15 protein-coding genes are annotated in these 14,365 nt (G+C 61.1%); 5 read left to right on the top strand and 10 right to left on the bottom strand.

The features are described from left to right. Positions 1–82: 82 nt before the first annotated feature. Complete coding sequence (locus VJ464_22690; GenBank protein ID HKQ07952.1) at positions 83–835, top strand: hypothetical protein; 753 nt, start codon at positions 83–85, stop codon at positions 833–835. Positions 836–1,411: 576 nt separating this feature from the next. Continuing rightward, positions 1,412–1,831: a response regulator gene (locus tag VJ464_22685; GenBank protein ID HKQ07951.1), complete on the top strand. Its 420-nt coding sequence runs from the start codon at positions 1,412–1,414 to the stop codon at positions 1,829–1,831. A 57-nt stretch (positions 1,832–1,888) separates the two neighbouring features. On the opposite strand, the gene VJ464_22680 is transcribed toward VJ464_22685, so the two are convergent. From VJ464_22680 to VJ464_22645, 8 genes are all read right to left on the bottom strand, one after another. Further along, on the bottom strand, positions 1,889–2,485 hold the full coding sequence (locus VJ464_22680; GenBank protein HKQ07950.1) for a hypothetical protein: 597 nt from the start codon (positions 2,483–2,485) through the stop codon (positions 1,889–1,891). A 64-nt stretch (positions 2,486–2,549) separates the two neighbouring features. Next, a complete protein-coding gene (locus VJ464_22675; protein ID HKQ07949.1) occupies positions 2,550–3,614 on the bottom strand; it encodes a lysylphosphatidylglycerol synthase transmembrane domain-containing protein in 1,065 nt (354 codons plus the stop codon). A 17-nt stretch (positions 3,615–3,631) separates the two neighbouring features. Further along, positions 3,632–5,401, bottom strand: a complete 1,770-nt coding sequence (locus tag VJ464_22670; GenBank protein HKQ07948.1) for a glycosyltransferase family 39 protein — start codon at positions 5,399–5,401, stop codon at positions 3,632–3,634. A gap of 271 nt (positions 5,402–5,672) precedes the next feature. Beyond that, a complete protein-coding gene (locus VJ464_22665; GenBank protein ID HKQ07947.1) occupies positions 5,673–7,283 on the bottom strand; it encodes a PDZ domain-containing protein in 1,611 nt (536 codons plus the stop codon). 63 nt (positions 7,284–7,346) lie between these two features. Beyond that, positions 7,347–8,072 (bottom strand): hypothetical protein, encoded by a 726-nt coding sequence (locus tag VJ464_22660; GenBank protein HKQ07946.1) that lies wholly within the window; start codon positions 8,070–8,072, stop codon positions 7,347–7,349. A 25-nt stretch (positions 8,073–8,097) separates the two neighbouring features. Further along, complete coding sequence (locus VJ464_22655) at positions 8,098–8,727, bottom strand: sigma-70 family RNA polymerase sigma factor (protein ID HKQ07945.1); 630 nt, start codon at positions 8,725–8,727, stop codon at positions 8,098–8,100. Between the two features lie 245 nt (positions 8,728–8,972). Beyond that, on the bottom strand, positions 8,973–10,001 hold the full coding sequence (locus tag VJ464_22650; protein HKQ07944.1) for a homoserine dehydrogenase: 1,029 nt from the start codon (positions 9,999–10,001) through the stop codon (positions 8,973–8,975). 80 nt (positions 10,002–10,081) lie between these two features. Continuing rightward, entirely contained in the window at positions 10,082–10,297 is a 216-nt protein-coding gene (locus VJ464_22645; GenBank protein HKQ07943.1) for a hypothetical protein, read from the bottom strand. Positions 10,298–10,450: 153 nt separating this feature from the next. Between VJ464_22645 and VJ464_22640 the strand changes: the two genes are divergently transcribed. Next, positions 10,451–11,353 carry a fumarylacetoacetate hydrolase family protein gene (locus tag VJ464_22640; protein HKQ07942.1) on the top strand — a complete coding sequence of 301 codons (903 nt, stop codon included), beginning with the start codon at positions 10,451–10,453 and terminating at the stop codon, positions 11,351–11,353. A 14-nt stretch (positions 11,354–11,367) separates the two neighbouring features. On the opposite strand, the gene VJ464_22635 is transcribed toward VJ464_22640, so the two are convergent. After that, a complete protein-coding gene (locus tag VJ464_22635) occupies positions 11,368–11,595 on the bottom strand; it encodes a hypothetical protein (GenBank protein ID HKQ07941.1) in 228 nt (75 codons plus the stop codon). Positions 11,596–11,759: 164 nt separating this feature from the next. Between VJ464_22635 and VJ464_22630 the strand changes: the two genes are divergently transcribed. Then, positions 11,760–12,824, top strand: a complete 1,065-nt coding sequence (locus VJ464_22630) for an N-6 DNA methylase (GenBank protein HKQ07940.1) — start codon at positions 11,760–11,762, stop codon at positions 12,822–12,824. Further along, a complete protein-coding gene (locus tag VJ464_22625; protein ID HKQ07939.1) occupies positions 12,821–13,489 on the top strand; it encodes a hypothetical protein in 669 nt (222 codons plus the stop codon). The genes VJ464_22630 and VJ464_22625 overlap by 4 nt, the downstream gene beginning before the upstream one ends. Here VJ464_22625 and VJ464_22620 read toward each other — a convergent pair. Beyond that, positions 13,486–14,310, bottom strand: a complete 825-nt coding sequence (locus VJ464_22620) for a CbbQ/NirQ/NorQ/GpvN family protein (protein HKQ07938.1) — start codon at positions 14,308–14,310, stop codon at positions 13,486–13,488. The two genes, VJ464_22625 and VJ464_22620, sit on opposite strands and share 4 nt — an antisense overlap. Between the last annotated feature and the right edge of the window lie 55 nt (positions 14,311–14,365).

Below are 14,365 nucleotides of genomic sequence, written 5' to 3'. Positions count from 1 at the left end.
GCGCTTTCCGGGCCGCGCGTTGAAAGGCATGAGCCGCGATGCTAGGCTACCCACAGCCGTTAAGAAGGGAAGCAATGAATAGATGAATGCTTTATTAGAATCCACGGCGGCGCGGCTGGCGTCGCCGGTCGAGCGACGATTGTTTGCCGAATACGGCGCGCTGTTTGTGACGACGGCGACCCCGCCACCGACGATCATCTTTGCCGATGCGGCGGAGGTTGACGCCTTCCAGTTGACCTTGAGCGTCAGCCGCGCCCGCATCGGCGATTACGAGATGACTTTGCAGTCCGAAGCCCTCGACGCGCTGATCCGCGCCGCTTCAGAGATGAACGATCACGAAGGCCAGATCACGGCGCGGGCACAGGATTCCGGCGGGCGCTCTTATCAAGACACGCTGAATCTCTGGGTGCGCAACGTCACGCGCGGCCTCGAACACTGGGAAGCCGAAGGCCGAATCACAAGGGAGCGCGCCTCACATATCCGTCAGCTTGCGCCGGTCGAGCAGGTCGGTCTCATCCTGGAAATCGAGGCGAGCGAAGAACTCTATTTCGGCACCTTCTTCGACCGCTCGATTCTCTATTCGGTCGCCGCGCCGGGGGCGTCTCAGCATCTGTCGCTGCTGGCTTTTGACGTGGCCGAGTATCAGGACGAGCGCGTCGAGCAGGTCCTGGGCCGCTATGGCTGGTTTCGCACAGTGCCGAACGACCTGCCGCATTTCACCTACCTAGGACATAGCCAGGAGCGTTTGCCTGAGCTTGGATTGACATGCATAGAGCGACAGTACCAGGAGCGCGGCTACGCCTTCTGGGTTCCCGACCTTGACCGCCTGGGGTAATCCGACGCCGCGCGGCCGGTGGTGGCGGCATAAGTGTCTCACGGTTGAGCTATGAATGTGACGCGAATGGATTTTCGTCTCTCACCCAGAGTCGTATGGCAGGCGGTCGCCGGGCTGTAACAGAGCTTTTTTTCGTGTGAACGAGCAAGTTAGCGCCGTGCTTGGCGAAAAATCAGCAGCCGGGGCGGACTCTGGCACAACGGTTGATGAAGATAACCGCGAGTTCGGATTTTAATCTCGAACACTCACAAGCGTCCACAGCTCGCACGGTCGCATATTGAAAACTCTTATTGCACAAGACGTGGCGTAGCTAAGCGATTGTGAGAGGGAGGGGAGATGATCCCCTCCCTTCTTCATTTTGGCTCCCGAATCGGCCCTTCGTCCTTGATCTTTTGACCGCCTCCCCTGGCTTGTCGCCGCGCGCGAATCAATCGCAACAACGCCTATGGCCGAAGACCCAATCAGCGGGGACAAATTCTTGCATCTTCATTGCGACCCATAATGCCAGTACAGTTTAGCGGCGACTGGGAGTAGAATCATCTTAAGAGACGCGTGAGTGGTTAGGGACGAACGGGTATGGCCATGAACGAGGAACAGGGAAAGATACTGGTCATCGAAGACAATCGCGACTCGCGTGACATTCTCGCCAAGCTGTTGCGCATGAGCGGCTATGATGTGATCGCGGCAGGCGATGGGGAAGCCGGATTAGCGGCGGCCATCGGGCAAGACCCTGATCTAATTATCACAGACATCCATATGCCGAATATGAACGGCATCGAGTTCGTGCAGCGTGTGCGCCGAGATCACCTGCTCGACAAGACGCCGGTGCTGGTCGTCACCGCCTTCGGGGCGCATGTGGCGCGCGAAGCGATTGACGCCGGCGCGGACGCTGCCGCCGAAAAACCTTTCGATTTTGATGGCTTTCTGGTGACGGTCGGAGAATTGATTGCTAAACGAAAAACGGTGCCGGGCCGGCAGGTCGAGCCATTCACCTGAACCGCTCGCCAGAATCATCCGATGCCTGAAAGCTCCTGATTTGATAGCCTGCCGCGCTTACTGGCCCTGAGGGAGGGTCAGGGCAGCGCTTTTGGCTTCCTGCACGCGTGTGATGATCTTATAAAATAGCGGCTCCGGCGCTTCCGCCTCGCCGGGCTTCTTAGCGCCGCGCTTGATGACCCCTGCGTCTATCGTAAGCCTCCCGAACAACGATTCAATCGTCAGGAAGAAATGGGTCTTGTCGCCCGCCTTCTGCACATCGATGATAAAGGCCTTTTCATGCTTATCCATGAAGCGCGTGATCTTCGGCTTGCTGGCGGTGCCGACCTCTTCTTCATTGAGCGCGAACGCCTTGCTGGCGAGCAGCAAGTCTTCGAGAATCTCGATCTGCGGGCGGATGAAGGTTCCGGGCACCGAGCGGTTGTTGTTATCGGTCAGCAAGATGCTGAATTGCAGAATCCGACCGGCGACCGGCTCGATGTAAAAATCCGGCCCGCTCGGCAGCGGCGCGGCTTTGCGACTCAATTCGTACTGCTTATCCATCGGCATCTCGACGGGGGGCGATTTTGACTTTTGCGCCGACGCTGTCGCCGACAGGCAGACGAAGAAGGTGACGGTGATAACGGTTGCGAATGACTTCTTGATAATGCTCATAACCAGTGATACTCAATAAACGCCCGGCAAGCTGCGCGGTTGCGTTATTAGCAGCGGCGACGGCTCAGACAGTCGTCGGGCTCTCCTCCGCTTGCTCAGGCAGCGTCGAAAACGAAGCCCCCGACTTATTGCCGATCCCCGGGTCTTGCGAAGCCTCGGCTTCAAGCGTTTCGACGTCGGGCGGAATATGATCGGCCTTGCCGCTGCCGCGCGCGATGTAGACGATGCCGCCGGGCAGGCTGGTGATGGCGATGACGCCGAGCCAGAGGATCGAAAGCGCCAGCGCCTGGGGCCGTCCGACCCCCACGGAAGAAAACATCAGGATGTAAGAGGCTTCGCGCAAGCCCGTGCCGCCGACCGAAATCGGAATCATGCTGATCAAGCCGATGGCCGGTATGAAGACCATGTAATCGGCCAGCCCCGCCTCCGTGATGCCGATGGCCCTGGCGGCCAGCAAGTTCACAATGGCGCAGCCAACCTGCACGCCCAGTGATATGACCATCGTCGCCGTGATCATTCCCCAGCGATTGCGATAGACGTTCACCGAGTTGAACAGCCGCTCGACACGGTCGTCCACCCGTTTCATCTTGAACAGGCTCAACAAGCGGTGCAGCAGGTTGTAGGTCGGGCGGTAAAAAATCGCCAGATTAGCGGCCAGAAAACCGATGGCGATGAGCGCGAAGATCGGCACCAGCGGCACGCCGTTGATCGACATGCGCCCCGGCTCTGCGAGCAGTGCCGTCACCAGCGCGATCAACACCAGCCCGCCCATGCCGATGTCGCGGTCGAAGAAGACCGACGATGCCGAGGCGCTCAGTTGTTTAGTCTCCTTGTTCAGGTAGTAGACCTTAACGACATCGCCGCCGATGGCCGAGGGCAGGAAGAAGTTGAAGTACATGCCGAGAAAGTAATAGGCCAGGACTCTTGGAAACGGCACGTCCAGGCCCTGTGGCTTCAACAGCATGTGCCAGCGCCAGGTGCTCAACCCCTGGACGAGAAAATAGACCAGGACGGCGGCGGCGAAGTAAAGCGGGTTCGCCGTGATCAACTCTTTCCAGAGCAGGTTGAAGTCAACCACCCTCAGAAAGATGTAGGCCAGAATGCCGAGGCTAACGGCAATCTTCAGCACCGTGAACAGGGTTTTATTTATTCGGCGAATACCGCACCACCTTGATTTGTGATCAATAACAACTGGGGAGGCTCTTTCTTTTCCAGTATAGACTTCAACTTTACTTGAAAGACCGGACGGCTGGCAAGAACCCTCGCAGGCGTCGGCAATTGCGGCCTGAGCGCCTCGTATTCATCGGCGAGCATCACGCAATAGACGGCGCGGCCCGAACCCCAGGCGTCGAGCAGTTCTTCGGGCCGGTAATACTCGAAGACTGGCCGCCGCAGGTAGAAGACCATGCTCGGCGCGGCGTAGCGGTAATAACCGACCAGCGCGGCGGCGGGCGCTTCGGCTCGAACCAACTCGCAGAACGGGCGCACAGGCTTGAAGCGCTCGAAGTCCGCGAGCGTTCGTGCCACGAATACCAGGTTGAAGGCGACGGCGGTCAACGCCGTCACCAGCACCGCCAGCCGCCGGCGCTTGAACAGGCTGAGCGCCAGGGCGATCAAGCCGCCGGTGGCCGCGATGGCGCCAATCAAGCGCGCGCCGTCAAACTGGTAATCCGCCGCCGAGTGCGCGAAAAGGTAAAGAACGCCCAACCCGCTAGCGGCGATCAAGCCGCCCATCGCCGCCGCGCTCCAGCGCGCCCAGTTGCGCCACGGGCGGGCAATGTGAGCTTCGCTATTGGGGGTTTCGATGGCGCGCGCCAGAAAGGCGCCGACCAGCGCCGCCGCTGCCGGATAGATCGGCAGGATGTAGAGGTCTTCTTTGTTCTGTGACAGCGAAAAGAAGCCGACGGTCACCGCTACCCAGATCAGGCATAATCGTTCGAGGCGCGCGCTTGACGGCGCGCTCGCCTCATTCGCGTTGGCCTGAGTTGTCTCTACCCCTCGCTCTGGGTTGCGGCGCAAGCGTGCCATGAGCCGTGAGCTTTGCAGCCAGCCGCGGGCGGCAAGCAGGAGGACGGGAATGAGAAAAAGCGACCAGGGAAACATATCCCCCAAAACGACCGGGATATAAAAAAAGACGCCGCGGCGCGGCCCCCACACCGGCTGCGTGTAGCGCGACAGGTTGTCTTTCAGGATGAACGTGGAAATGTAGTGCCAGCCGTGCTGCTCGTAGATGGCCAGATACCAGGGCGAGACGATGGCGGCGACGATCAGCGCGCCGAGCGGCAGCATCATCTCGCGCCAGCGCCGCAGCTCGCGGTGCAGCGCCAGATAGATGACTACAGCCAGCGCCGGCAGCAGCGCCGCCGCAGGCCCTTTAGTCAACACCCCCAGGCCCACGGCCACATACATCAGGATGAGGTAGCGCTTTCGCTCGCTGGGGCGCGCTTCGGCGAGGGCGAAGAACAAGAGCGCCGCCGCCATCCACATCGCCATGTAGACATCGATCATGATGCGGCGCGAAAACATCAGAAAGCGCGGCGCAATGGCCAGGGCCAGGGCGGCGTATAATCCCGCTTCTGTCGAATAGAGCAAGCGCCCGAGCGTGAACGCCGTGACGATCATGAGGATTGCGCCCAGCGCAATCGCCAGCCGCTCGGCAGTCGCAGACACGCCGAACAGCTTATAGAACAAGGCGACCACCCAGTATGAAAGCGGCGGCTTGTTGAAGCGTGGCTGATCGTTGAAGCTCGGATTGATGAGGTCGCCCGATTCGATCATCCGGCGCGGCGTTTCGGCGTAGAAGGCTTCGTTGGCATCCCACAGTGACGATGCGCCAAGCCTCGTGAAGTAGGGAACCGCCGCCAGGCAGAGCAGGGCGACGAGCAGGAGATGTCGGCGATTGAACGAGCCAGTCATGAAAGAATCTGGTAAGTATCACATCGCCGTGGCCATCGGCAAGGACGGGGAGAGGGGCTGAGGATTAGGAGGCAGGAGGCAAGAGGCAGGAAGCAGTTTCCCCAGCTCCGTTAGGAGCGCGATGTTTATAGTCATCGAGTCGGCTTGTGCTTCAAGCTCCGTAGGAGCGGCATCTAGACATTTCGCCCCTTCGGGGCTCGGTTCTTTCTTATCTCCGGTGACTATAAACATGGCGTCCCTACGGGACTGCCCCCAGTCCCTAGCCCCTGTTTCACTGTTGTTCATTTCCAAAGCTGATCGAGAGCGGCTGATTGTTGCGGATGACCTTGAGGGTGATCTTGCCGCTTTTTGAATTAATCACCGTGAGCAGTTGTTCGACGCTGGTCAGCTCTTGCTCCTGAACGCTGACGATGACGTCGCCGGCCTTCAGGCCGATGCGCGCCGCCGTGCTACCCGGGGCCACTTCTTTGACCCACACCCCGCCCTTCGGCACTTTAAGGTAACCGGCGAGTTGCTCATTCAGGTTGCCGACGACGAAATCGCCGCCAATGATCTCTTTCGTCAGGTCGGGCCGCGGCGGCGCTGACGATTGGTGCATCATGTTTTCGATAGCGCGCAACGACTCGTTGATGTTGCGTATCTCGTAATCGATTTCGTTGAGCGCTTCGCCGGCTTCGCGCGAGGCCGTTTTGGCGGCCTCCTCTTTGTACTTGAAGTGGCGCTGGACCAATTCCAGCCGCCGCTTTTCGAGCTGTGCGCGTTGCACTTCGAGCGGCTCTAACTGCTGCTCGGAAGTCGAGAACGAATAGCGCCATTCGCTGTCGGCGCGCGCCCCGAGCGTCGCGGTGAACTCGATTGCCTGGTGATTGCGCGAGGCGTGAATCGTCACCTTGCGGCCCGCCGGCGACATCGACAGCAGGGCGATCAAATCGGCGGCGCTGACAATGTCAAAGCCGTCAACGCTGAGAATCACATCGCCCGGCTGCATGCCGCTCAACGCCGCGGGACTTTCGGGCGCGACCTGTCGCAAGATGACTCCGGCGCGGCTCGGCAACCCCGTCTGGTTGAACTCGTCGTCCGCCAGTTGCGCGATACTGTCGCCGCGCGCTCCCAGCCAGCCGGCGGGCACGAAGCCTTTCTTCTCCATCACACGGCGCGCGACGGTGTCGCGGATGAAGGTCAGCGGGAACAGGTAGGCGCGACCGAAGCCGGCGTACTGCGCGATGCCGACGACCTGATTGTCGGGGGTGACGACGACGCTGCTGTCGTTGCGTGACAGCAAGCTCCCGGAATAAACCGTCAGCGCGCCGCGCGCTTTCGCGTAGATGCTGCTTTGACCGATGCTGCCCTGCGCGACAGTGATTGCCGTTGTAAAGACCAAACGCGGGCCTTGCGTCGTCGTCTGCACCTGTTGCTGGATGTCTGTGCTGAGAATCTGCACGCGGGCGCCGGCGTTGAGCGCCCCGGCGGGCGCCAGCTTCGGCTGGCCGCTCTTGAGCGAAGCGACTTCGAGCAGGGCGAAGCCGGTGGCGCCGTCCATGCCGATCAGCCGTGCTTTGTGCGCCGAACCGTCTGCCGCCGTCACGTTGATGAGCGGCTCTTTGTCGAGCGGCGTCAGATTGACGAGCCGTGTAATCACGTGGCCCTGATCGTCAATCACCAGGCCGGTAGCGAAGTTATAAACGTAGGCCGGCGGCGACGCCGGGACGGCGATGCGCTCGTTGCCCTGGCGCTTCATCCACTCGACGTGCTTCTGAAAATCGACCGTGTGGACGACCGAAACGGTCCACGGGTTGGGCGGTGCCGAAGGCGACGGCGGCGTCTGCGCCGCGGCGCTCAGCGTGCAGAGGACGACGAAAAGAAGTACCGCAACTTTACTCATGAAGATAGAAAATAGACGACGCGCTTTGATGGCGTACTGCCGGGCCTGCCGGGCTCGGTTATCCTAAAACGACACAGGGACGGTGCGCGTGGTTTGCGGCTGCCGGCCCGCGTTGACATAAAGCATCGGCTGCGCGCCGACGCTGACGGTCGGCACGGTGACATCGCGCCCGCCATTTTTGCCGGGGATCAGGATCGCGCCACTGTCTACAAAAGCGGCGTCCACAGGAGCCAGCAGCGGCACGCCTGCGCCGCGTCGGATGGCGCGCGCGTGGTTGCCTGCATGTCCGTTCACTGCGGCGACCGCAATGACGCCGCGCGCTGTATCACGCTCCCCGGCTGCGTTATTCGCCGGAGCTTGGGGAGTGAAGAACTGCGATGGCAAGCCGTTTTGAATCGCGCCGGCGATCAGGCCAGAAGTGTTTGCCTGGGCTTGCGGCTGAATCCCGTCAACCGGCGATGCGCCAAACAGGCCGTTGTATTGCGCGACAAAGACGGCGACGGTGAGCGCCGCCGTCGCCGCGCCGACGCGCAGATAGAAAGCCGGGTTGAGCCAGGCCAGCGGCCGGCGCGCTTTGACCGCGGCGAGCCGCGCCTCAAGCACGGCGTTAAAGTTGGGTGGCGCAGTGACGCGCGCCGTCGCGGCGAGCAGATTGCGCAGCGCCGCGCGCTCGCTGGCAAAGCGGCGACATTCGCCGCAAGCATCCGTGTGCCGCGCGACTTCGATATCGAACAGCTCGACATCTTCAGTCTCGTCTATCCGCCTCTTGATTTCGCTACAGACTTTCATAACTCAACTCCAGAGCGGGTCACCCTCAAATGTACGCGCTCAATTTTTCCTTCAGCAGGTTGCGGGCGCGGTTGATGCGCGACTTGACCGTGCCTTCCGATAACTTCAGCACCTCGGCGATGCGGTCATAGCTCAAGCCTTCGACGTCACGCAGCACGATGGCGGCGCGGTACTTCTCCGGCAGTGACGAGATGGCGCGCGCCACAGCCTTGCGACGCTCGTCGCGGATGAGCGTCTCGTCCTGCAACGGGTTGGCGTCGGGCGGGTCCAGCTCAATGGCTTCGCCCTCGTCGTTGGTAAACGGCGAGAACAGCGACACCAGCTTGCGGCGCTTGCGGCGGCGCAATTCGCTGATGGCGAGGTTCGAGGCGATGCGATAAATGTAGGTCGAGAAGCTGTAGTTCGCCTGGTAACGCGACGCGCTCGTATAAATTCGGATGAAGGTCTCTTGCGCCAGCTCGACACTGCGTTCGTAATCATCAAGCATCCGGTAGATGAAGTTGGTGATGGGATTGCGGTAGCGGCGGACGATCTCCTGGAACGCCGCCTCGTCGCCATCACGGATAGCTTCCAGCAACTCGTGGTCGCTGGCCGCCTCGACCGAGCGGCTGCCGCTGAATCCTATCGCTTGCGCCTGAGAGATGACTGTGGCCATTCAGTCCGCGTTTCCTCTTTGGGTTGATCCTCCATCATTATACCCTTTCTCACACACGTCCGGCTAACCACAAAGTTCCGAAATGTTTATGGGGCGACAAGGGACAATATCCGTAGTCAGGAGTCAGGAGTCAGAATGGAAAAGGAAGGGGAGCCTAAAAGATAGAATAGAAGCGCCGGCGGACAAGCGTACTGGCTGCCGCCGACTTCCTTCTTCATTCTGACTCCTGACTCCCTTCCGCTTTGTCACTTGTCACTCGAATGAATGCGCAGCAGGTCGCTCAACAAGGCGTAGGCGGTCTGCGCGACGCCGGGATCGTCTTCGGTGAGGGTCAACTCGCCCATCAGATCGGTCTTGAGCGTTACGGCGTTCGACGCGCCGCGCGCCGCGCCCAATGGCGAGTTCAGCGGCAGGGCTTCCGGCACGACCGATAGACGCACACCGCTCGCGGTGCGCTCGCCGCGCGCCAGCAAACGAATCGCGCGGCCTTGATCTGACGCCTGGCGCAATTGTTCGACGGAGATGCCGCGAATACCTACTCGCGCGACATCGTTTGGGCGGGCGTCCGCATGCATCAAGACGTTGGCGAGCGCGACCGCCTTGACCGCCGCGTCCCAGCCGTCGATGTCGTAATCAGCGTCGGCTTCGGCGATGCCGCGCCGCACCGCGTCTGAGAGCGCCGCGTCAAACGACTGACCGGCTTCCATGCCGCTCAAGATGATATTGGTCGTGCTGTTGAGCAATCCGGTGAAACCGAGAATCTGTACGCCCTTCAGGCAGGATTCGACGAGGTTAAAGACCGGCGCGCCATCCATCACCGTGCCTTCAAAACGAAACCGCGCGCCGTTGTCGGCGGCAAGCGACCGCAACTCACGATAAGCGAAGGCCAGCGGGCCTTTATTCGCCGTGACGACGTGCAGCGAGCGCGCCAGCGCCCGGCGAATGTGCGAAGCGGCGGGCTCGCCGGTCATTGGATTGAGCGGCGACGTTTCAAAGATAACGTCAGCCTCGCCGCGGGCGATAACGCTAAAGGCATCATCCACCGCGACGACGCCAGGCAGCGTCGTCAGCGATTGGCCGCGCTCGACACATTCAGCCGCTTCGCAGAGATCGATCTCTGAAGCGAGAATGCAGCCGTGCCGCGCCGTAGCGATGCCGGTCGTCCGCGTCGTTAAATCATATCCCGCTTCGAGCCGCGCGCGGCGCTCCGCAAGGATGCGCGCAAACGCTCGTGCCACGTTGCCGAAGCCGATGAATGTGAGTCGCTGTTCCATCTATAGAAGTAAGGAGTGACAGGTGACAGGTGACAAGACGCAGAGACTCACGACGAACCTTTCTTGTCACCTGTCACTCGTCACCTTCCGAGCAGGTCGGATTCGGCGTAATCGCAGATGAGCCGCTCCGGGTCTTTGGCGTCGAACGATTCCCGGTCGAGCCACACCTTGACGCGGCCATCAGTCCTTTCACAGATGATGCGGTCGGCATGCACGTAATGGCCGGTCAACTGGCCATATTCGTTGAAGGTGTAGCCGGGAATCAGGTGACGGATTTCGCTGAAAGGGATGATCATTATTTTCTCCGAGATGATGTTGACGTGACAGCATAAGCGATGGCGGCAGCGCCGAGCAACCTGAAGACTTGACGGCAGCGCGCGCGCTTCGTCATCATCGCTTTCCTGCGGCGCAATCGGCTGGCGCCGACTAAGGCAGGCAACGGAGGCTTGATGAAACTTTTATCCATGAAGATCGGCGACGCCAACCACGCCGGCGTCGTCGTCGGCGATGAAGTGCTCGATGTGACGGCTTTGGCGGCGACCGGGGCCGCGTCCGCGGGCGAGTGGCGCGAATCACATCCGCGCCTGGAAGACGCGCTCGATCTCTATCGGCTGGGCGTCGAAAGGCTCTCGGCTCTGGTTGCCGCGCACAAAGAGTCGGGACCGCTTCTGCCTCTCGACTCCATAAAGTTGAATCCGCCGGTGTTAAGGCCGGGGAAGATTCTCGCTGTCGGCTTGAACTATGCGGCGCACGCCGCCGAGCAGAACATCAAGCCGCCTGAGTCGCCGCTGATCTTCTCAAAGAACGTCACCGCGCTGATTGCCGCCGACGAGCCGATTCAATTGCCGCACGCCAGCGAGCGCGTGGACTATGAAGCCGAGCTGGCTTTCGTCATCGGCAGGGAAGCGCGCTCGGTTAGCGCCGCAGACGCTTTCGATTATGTCGCCGGCTATACGATTGTGAACGACGTGACGGCGCGCGACCTGCAAGCGCGCGAAAAACAGTGGGTGCGCGCCAAAGGATTGGACACCTTTGCGCCGTGCGGCCCCTGGCTGGTGACGCAAGATGAGATCGCTGATCCGCACGCCCTCGATATCTCGCTGCGCGTCAACGGCGAATTGCGCCAGCAATCGAACACCAGCGATTTGATTTTCAAGATAGCGCAACTGGTCGAGTTCATCTCGCAGGATTTGACCTTGCGGCCCGGCGACATCGTCAGCACCGGCACGCCTTCCGGCGTCGGCGTCTTCATGGACCCGCCGATCTATTTACAGGGCGGCGAACAGATCGAGATCACGATTGCGGGCATCGGCCAGTTGCGCAACCCTGTGGCCGGTCGCGCCGCGCGTTAGGCGGGAAGAACGCGCTACAGCTCGCGTTCTTCTCTGAGCTTGCGGTAGATGTCTTGCGGGTTAGTGGTCGCCGGCATGGTTTCGACCACCATGTAATCGGGGATTTGAATATGGATCACATCGCCGAGCGAATTGGTGCGCGGGATTTGCCAGACAATGCCGTTCCAGGTCGCGAGGTCGAACGATTCGGGATCGTCCGGCGCTCCCCGCACTCTGATCCAAGCTTGCTGACCCTTGTTCATGATCGTCTGCCCACACCTTCACTCTAAATCATCGTTACCGGCGCTGCCACGAGATCGGGGCGAAAGAGCAATTACACAGTGCCACACCCGGCAAACGATTTCAAGAGGGTCTTTCGGCGCGCCGCGAGCTCTCGCCGCAAGCCCGCGCCAAACTACGCAATCCGATGATCAGGCAAACCGCAACCGATGACAAACAGGCGCTCGAGCGCAAGCTGCGCCGCCATGGCATTGAAGGCGAAGCGGCGTTTCGCCTTCTGGCCGCGCGTTATCTGAACGCGGCCGCTTGCCGTCTCTCTGAGCCACAGGCCGCACGCCTCAAAGGTTTGAAACCATCCCTGGCCGTCTTGCGTCGGGACGCCGGGCTGGCGCGTTTGCTTGACGAAGTAGTCGGCACAGACCGACGCGGCGAACGGCTGGCCGACTGGTATTTGCATTTCGTCGGGCGTCGATTCCGCGAAGGCTCAGGCAAGTTCTTCACGCCGCGCCCGGTCGCCGAAAGCATGGCGCGCTTGCTGCCACGAGTTGATGGGGCGGTGATTATGGACCCGACCTGTGGCGGCGGCGGTTTCTTGCTGGCCGCATCCGAGCGTTGGGGCGAGGCCCGTTGCCATCTGGTCGGCAACGAGATCGAGCCCTCACTCGTGGCGCTCACCGCCATCTCGCTTTGCCTGGCCGCGCCCGCACATCACCGGCGGACATTGATCGAAGCGAACCTTTATGAGTTCGCCGCGCCGCTCAGGCGATGGCGCGGCCGCGTCGATTACATTCTCGCCAACCCGCCGTTTTCGCTGTCGCTTGACGCGGTGCCGAGCCGTAGCCGGCTGTTCGCGCTCGGCTACCGCACGAGTGACGCGGTGTTTCTCGATGTCTGTTTCGAGCTGCTGCGACCGGGCGGGCGACTGGTCTGTTTGCTGCCGCATTCGCTGATCGTCAATGCCGAGTTTCGCAGGCTGCGCGCGGCGGTCGAAGAGCGTTGGCATATGCGTGGCGTCATCACACTGCCCGAAGGCATCTTTCACATGGCCGCCGGCACGACGGCGCGCGCAGACCTTCTCATCCTCGACAAGCGCGACCCACAGGCCGAGCGGCAATGCCATCAGGCCGTCTTTGCCAGCGCGCCCACAGCCGGTGTGCAGCTCAACCGGCGAATGAAAGATGGCTCGAATCAGTTAGCTGAGATCGTCGCCCGCGAGGACGTCCGCGAGGCCCTGGGCTTGAATGAAGGATGATGATGAACAAGCACGGCACACTATTCGTCCGCATTGTTGAAGAGCGACAGCGACAGCCGGCCATCTGGGACCCGCACCTTTACCAGTCGGCCAAAGCAAGCGCCCTTTTCGGCGATTATGTCGAGGTGCGCGGCCTGCGCCGTTCGGCCAGCGATTCGTCTTCGCCCTTTCGCCCGATTGAATATGGCGATATCAGCGGCGGCGATCATCTGACCTTCAGGCTTGAAGAAGCGAATCAACAAGGAGCGGTTCAAGTTGCGCCATCGAGGTTCTGCTTGATCGGCGAGCGGGCGTTGTTGATGGGGACGATGCGCGCCTATCTCGGCAACATCATCGTGACGCCGCGCGCCGCGTGGCTCGGACGCCGCGGCCCGCTCAGTTTTGCGGTGAAGTCCGAATTTGTTCAGCTCGTGCCGCGCGATGGGATGGTCTATTTCTGGTGGGCGGTTGGGCGTTCGGCGTCATTTCTCGCCAACCTGCCGGCGGGTGGCGGCGGCACGCGCCCGCGCTTGCAGCCCGCGACCCTGGCGGCCACACCTGTGCGCGTGCCTGAGCTTGAGCAGCGCGCGGCGCTCAATGCGCAGCTTGAAAAGAGCGCCGCCCGCGAGTGGCGCGAGTGGCACCGCCTGAGGGCAATTCTCGATTCGCTTGGAATGAATGCCTAGATTACGGTCGTGACGATCTCGCGCATCGAGCGTTGCAGCTCGCGGTCATCGGTGATGGGGCTGATGATGGCGACTTCGCAGGCGATGTGCGGCGCGATGCCGCTCGATACCAGTTGCGCGGCGTAGACCAGCAGGCGCGTCGAAACGCCTTCTTCCAGGCCGTGGCCTTTGAGGTTGCGCACCTTCTCGCCGATCAGCACCAGGTCGCGCGCCGTCTGCTCGTCGACGCCGCCCTCGTGCATCAGGATGTCGGCTTCGAGCGGCGGCGGCGGGTAATCGAATTCCAGCGACACGAAGCGCTGCCGTGTGGACTGCTTCAAATCTTTCAAGACGCTTTGATAGCCGGGATTGTAGGAAACGACCAGCAGAAAATCGTCAGTCGCTCGCAAGATGGTGCCGCGCTTTTCGACCGGCAGAATCCTGCGGTCGTCCGTCAGCGGGTGAATCAGCACAATCGTGTCTTTGCGCGCCTCGACCACTTCATCGAGATAGCAGATGGCGCCGGCTTTAACGGCGGTCGTCAGCGGGCCATCGTGCCAGACGGTCTCGTCGCCTTCGAGCAGAAAGCGGCCGACGAGGTCGGTTGATGAGAGGTCTTCGTGACAGGCAACCGTCACCAGCGGGCGCGACAGCCGCCACGCCATGTATTCGATGAAGCGCGTCTTGCCGCATCCGGTCGGGCCTTTGAGCATCACCGGCAGCTTGGCGCGATAGGCGGCTTCAAAAAGCTCGACTTCATCAGCGACGGCGAGATAATAGGGCTCGCGCGCCAGTGTGTACTTCTCGATGTCTTGTTCAACGGTCTTGTGTTTGGTAATCATCGTCCTGGTGTAAGACTGCGAAATTGGCTCTCCAGCAACCACTCGTGTATAATTT

The organism is Blastocatellia bacterium, assembly GCA_035275065.1.
In the GTDB taxonomy this organism is placed as follows: domain Bacteria; phylum Acidobacteriota; class Blastocatellia; order UBA7656; family UBA7656; genus DATENM01.
This window is presented reverse-complemented; position numbering and strand designations above follow the sequence as displayed.

Coding starts and splice junctions, on each gene's coding strand:
- VJ464_22690 (HKQ07952.1), top strand. CDS start 83: ATGAATGCTTTATTAGAATCCACGGCGGCGCGGCTGGCGTCGCCGGTC.
- VJ464_22685 (HKQ07951.1), top strand. CDS start 1,412: ATGGCCATGAACGAGGAACAGGGAAAGATACTGGTCATCGAAGACAAT.
- VJ464_22680 (HKQ07950.1), bottom strand. CDS start 2,485: ATGAGCATTATCAAGAAGTCATTCGCAACCGTTATCACCGTCACCTTC.
- VJ464_22670 (HKQ07948.1), bottom strand. CDS start 5,401: ATGACTGGCTCGTTCAATCGCCGACATCTCCTGCTCGTCGCCCTGCTC.
- VJ464_22665 (HKQ07947.1), bottom strand. CDS start 7,283: ATGAGTAAAGTTGCGGTACTTCTTTTCGTCGTCCTCTGCACGCTGAGC.
- VJ464_22660 (HKQ07946.1), bottom strand. CDS start 8,072: ATGAAAGTCTGTAGCGAAATCAAGAGGCGGATAGACGAGACTGAAGAT.
- VJ464_22655 (HKQ07945.1), bottom strand. CDS start 8,727: ATGGCCACAGTCATCTCTCAGGCGCAAGCGATAGGATTCAGCGGCAGC.
- VJ464_22650 (HKQ07944.1), bottom strand. CDS start 10,001: ATGGAACAGCGACTCACATTCATCGGCTTCGGCAACGTGGCACGAGCG.
- VJ464_22645 (HKQ07943.1), bottom strand. CDS start 10,297: ATGATCATCCCTTTCAGCGAAATCCGTCACCTGATTCCCGGCTACACC.
- VJ464_22640 (HKQ07942.1), top strand. CDS start 10,451: ATGAAACTTTTATCCATGAAGATCGGCGACGCCAACCACGCCGGCGTC.
- VJ464_22635 (HKQ07941.1), bottom strand. CDS start 11,595: ATGAACAAGGGTCAGCAAGCTTGGATCAGAGTGCGGGGAGCGCCGGAC.
- VJ464_22630 (HKQ07940.1), top strand. CDS start 11,760: ATGATCAGGCAAACCGCAACCGATGACAAACAGGCGCTCGAGCGCAAG.
- VJ464_22625 (HKQ07939.1), top strand. CDS start 12,821: ATGATGATGAACAAGCACGGCACACTATTCGTCCGCATTGTTGAAGAG.
- VJ464_22620 (HKQ07938.1), bottom strand. CDS start 14,310: ATGATTACCAAACACAAGACCGTTGAACAAGACATCGAGAAGTACACA.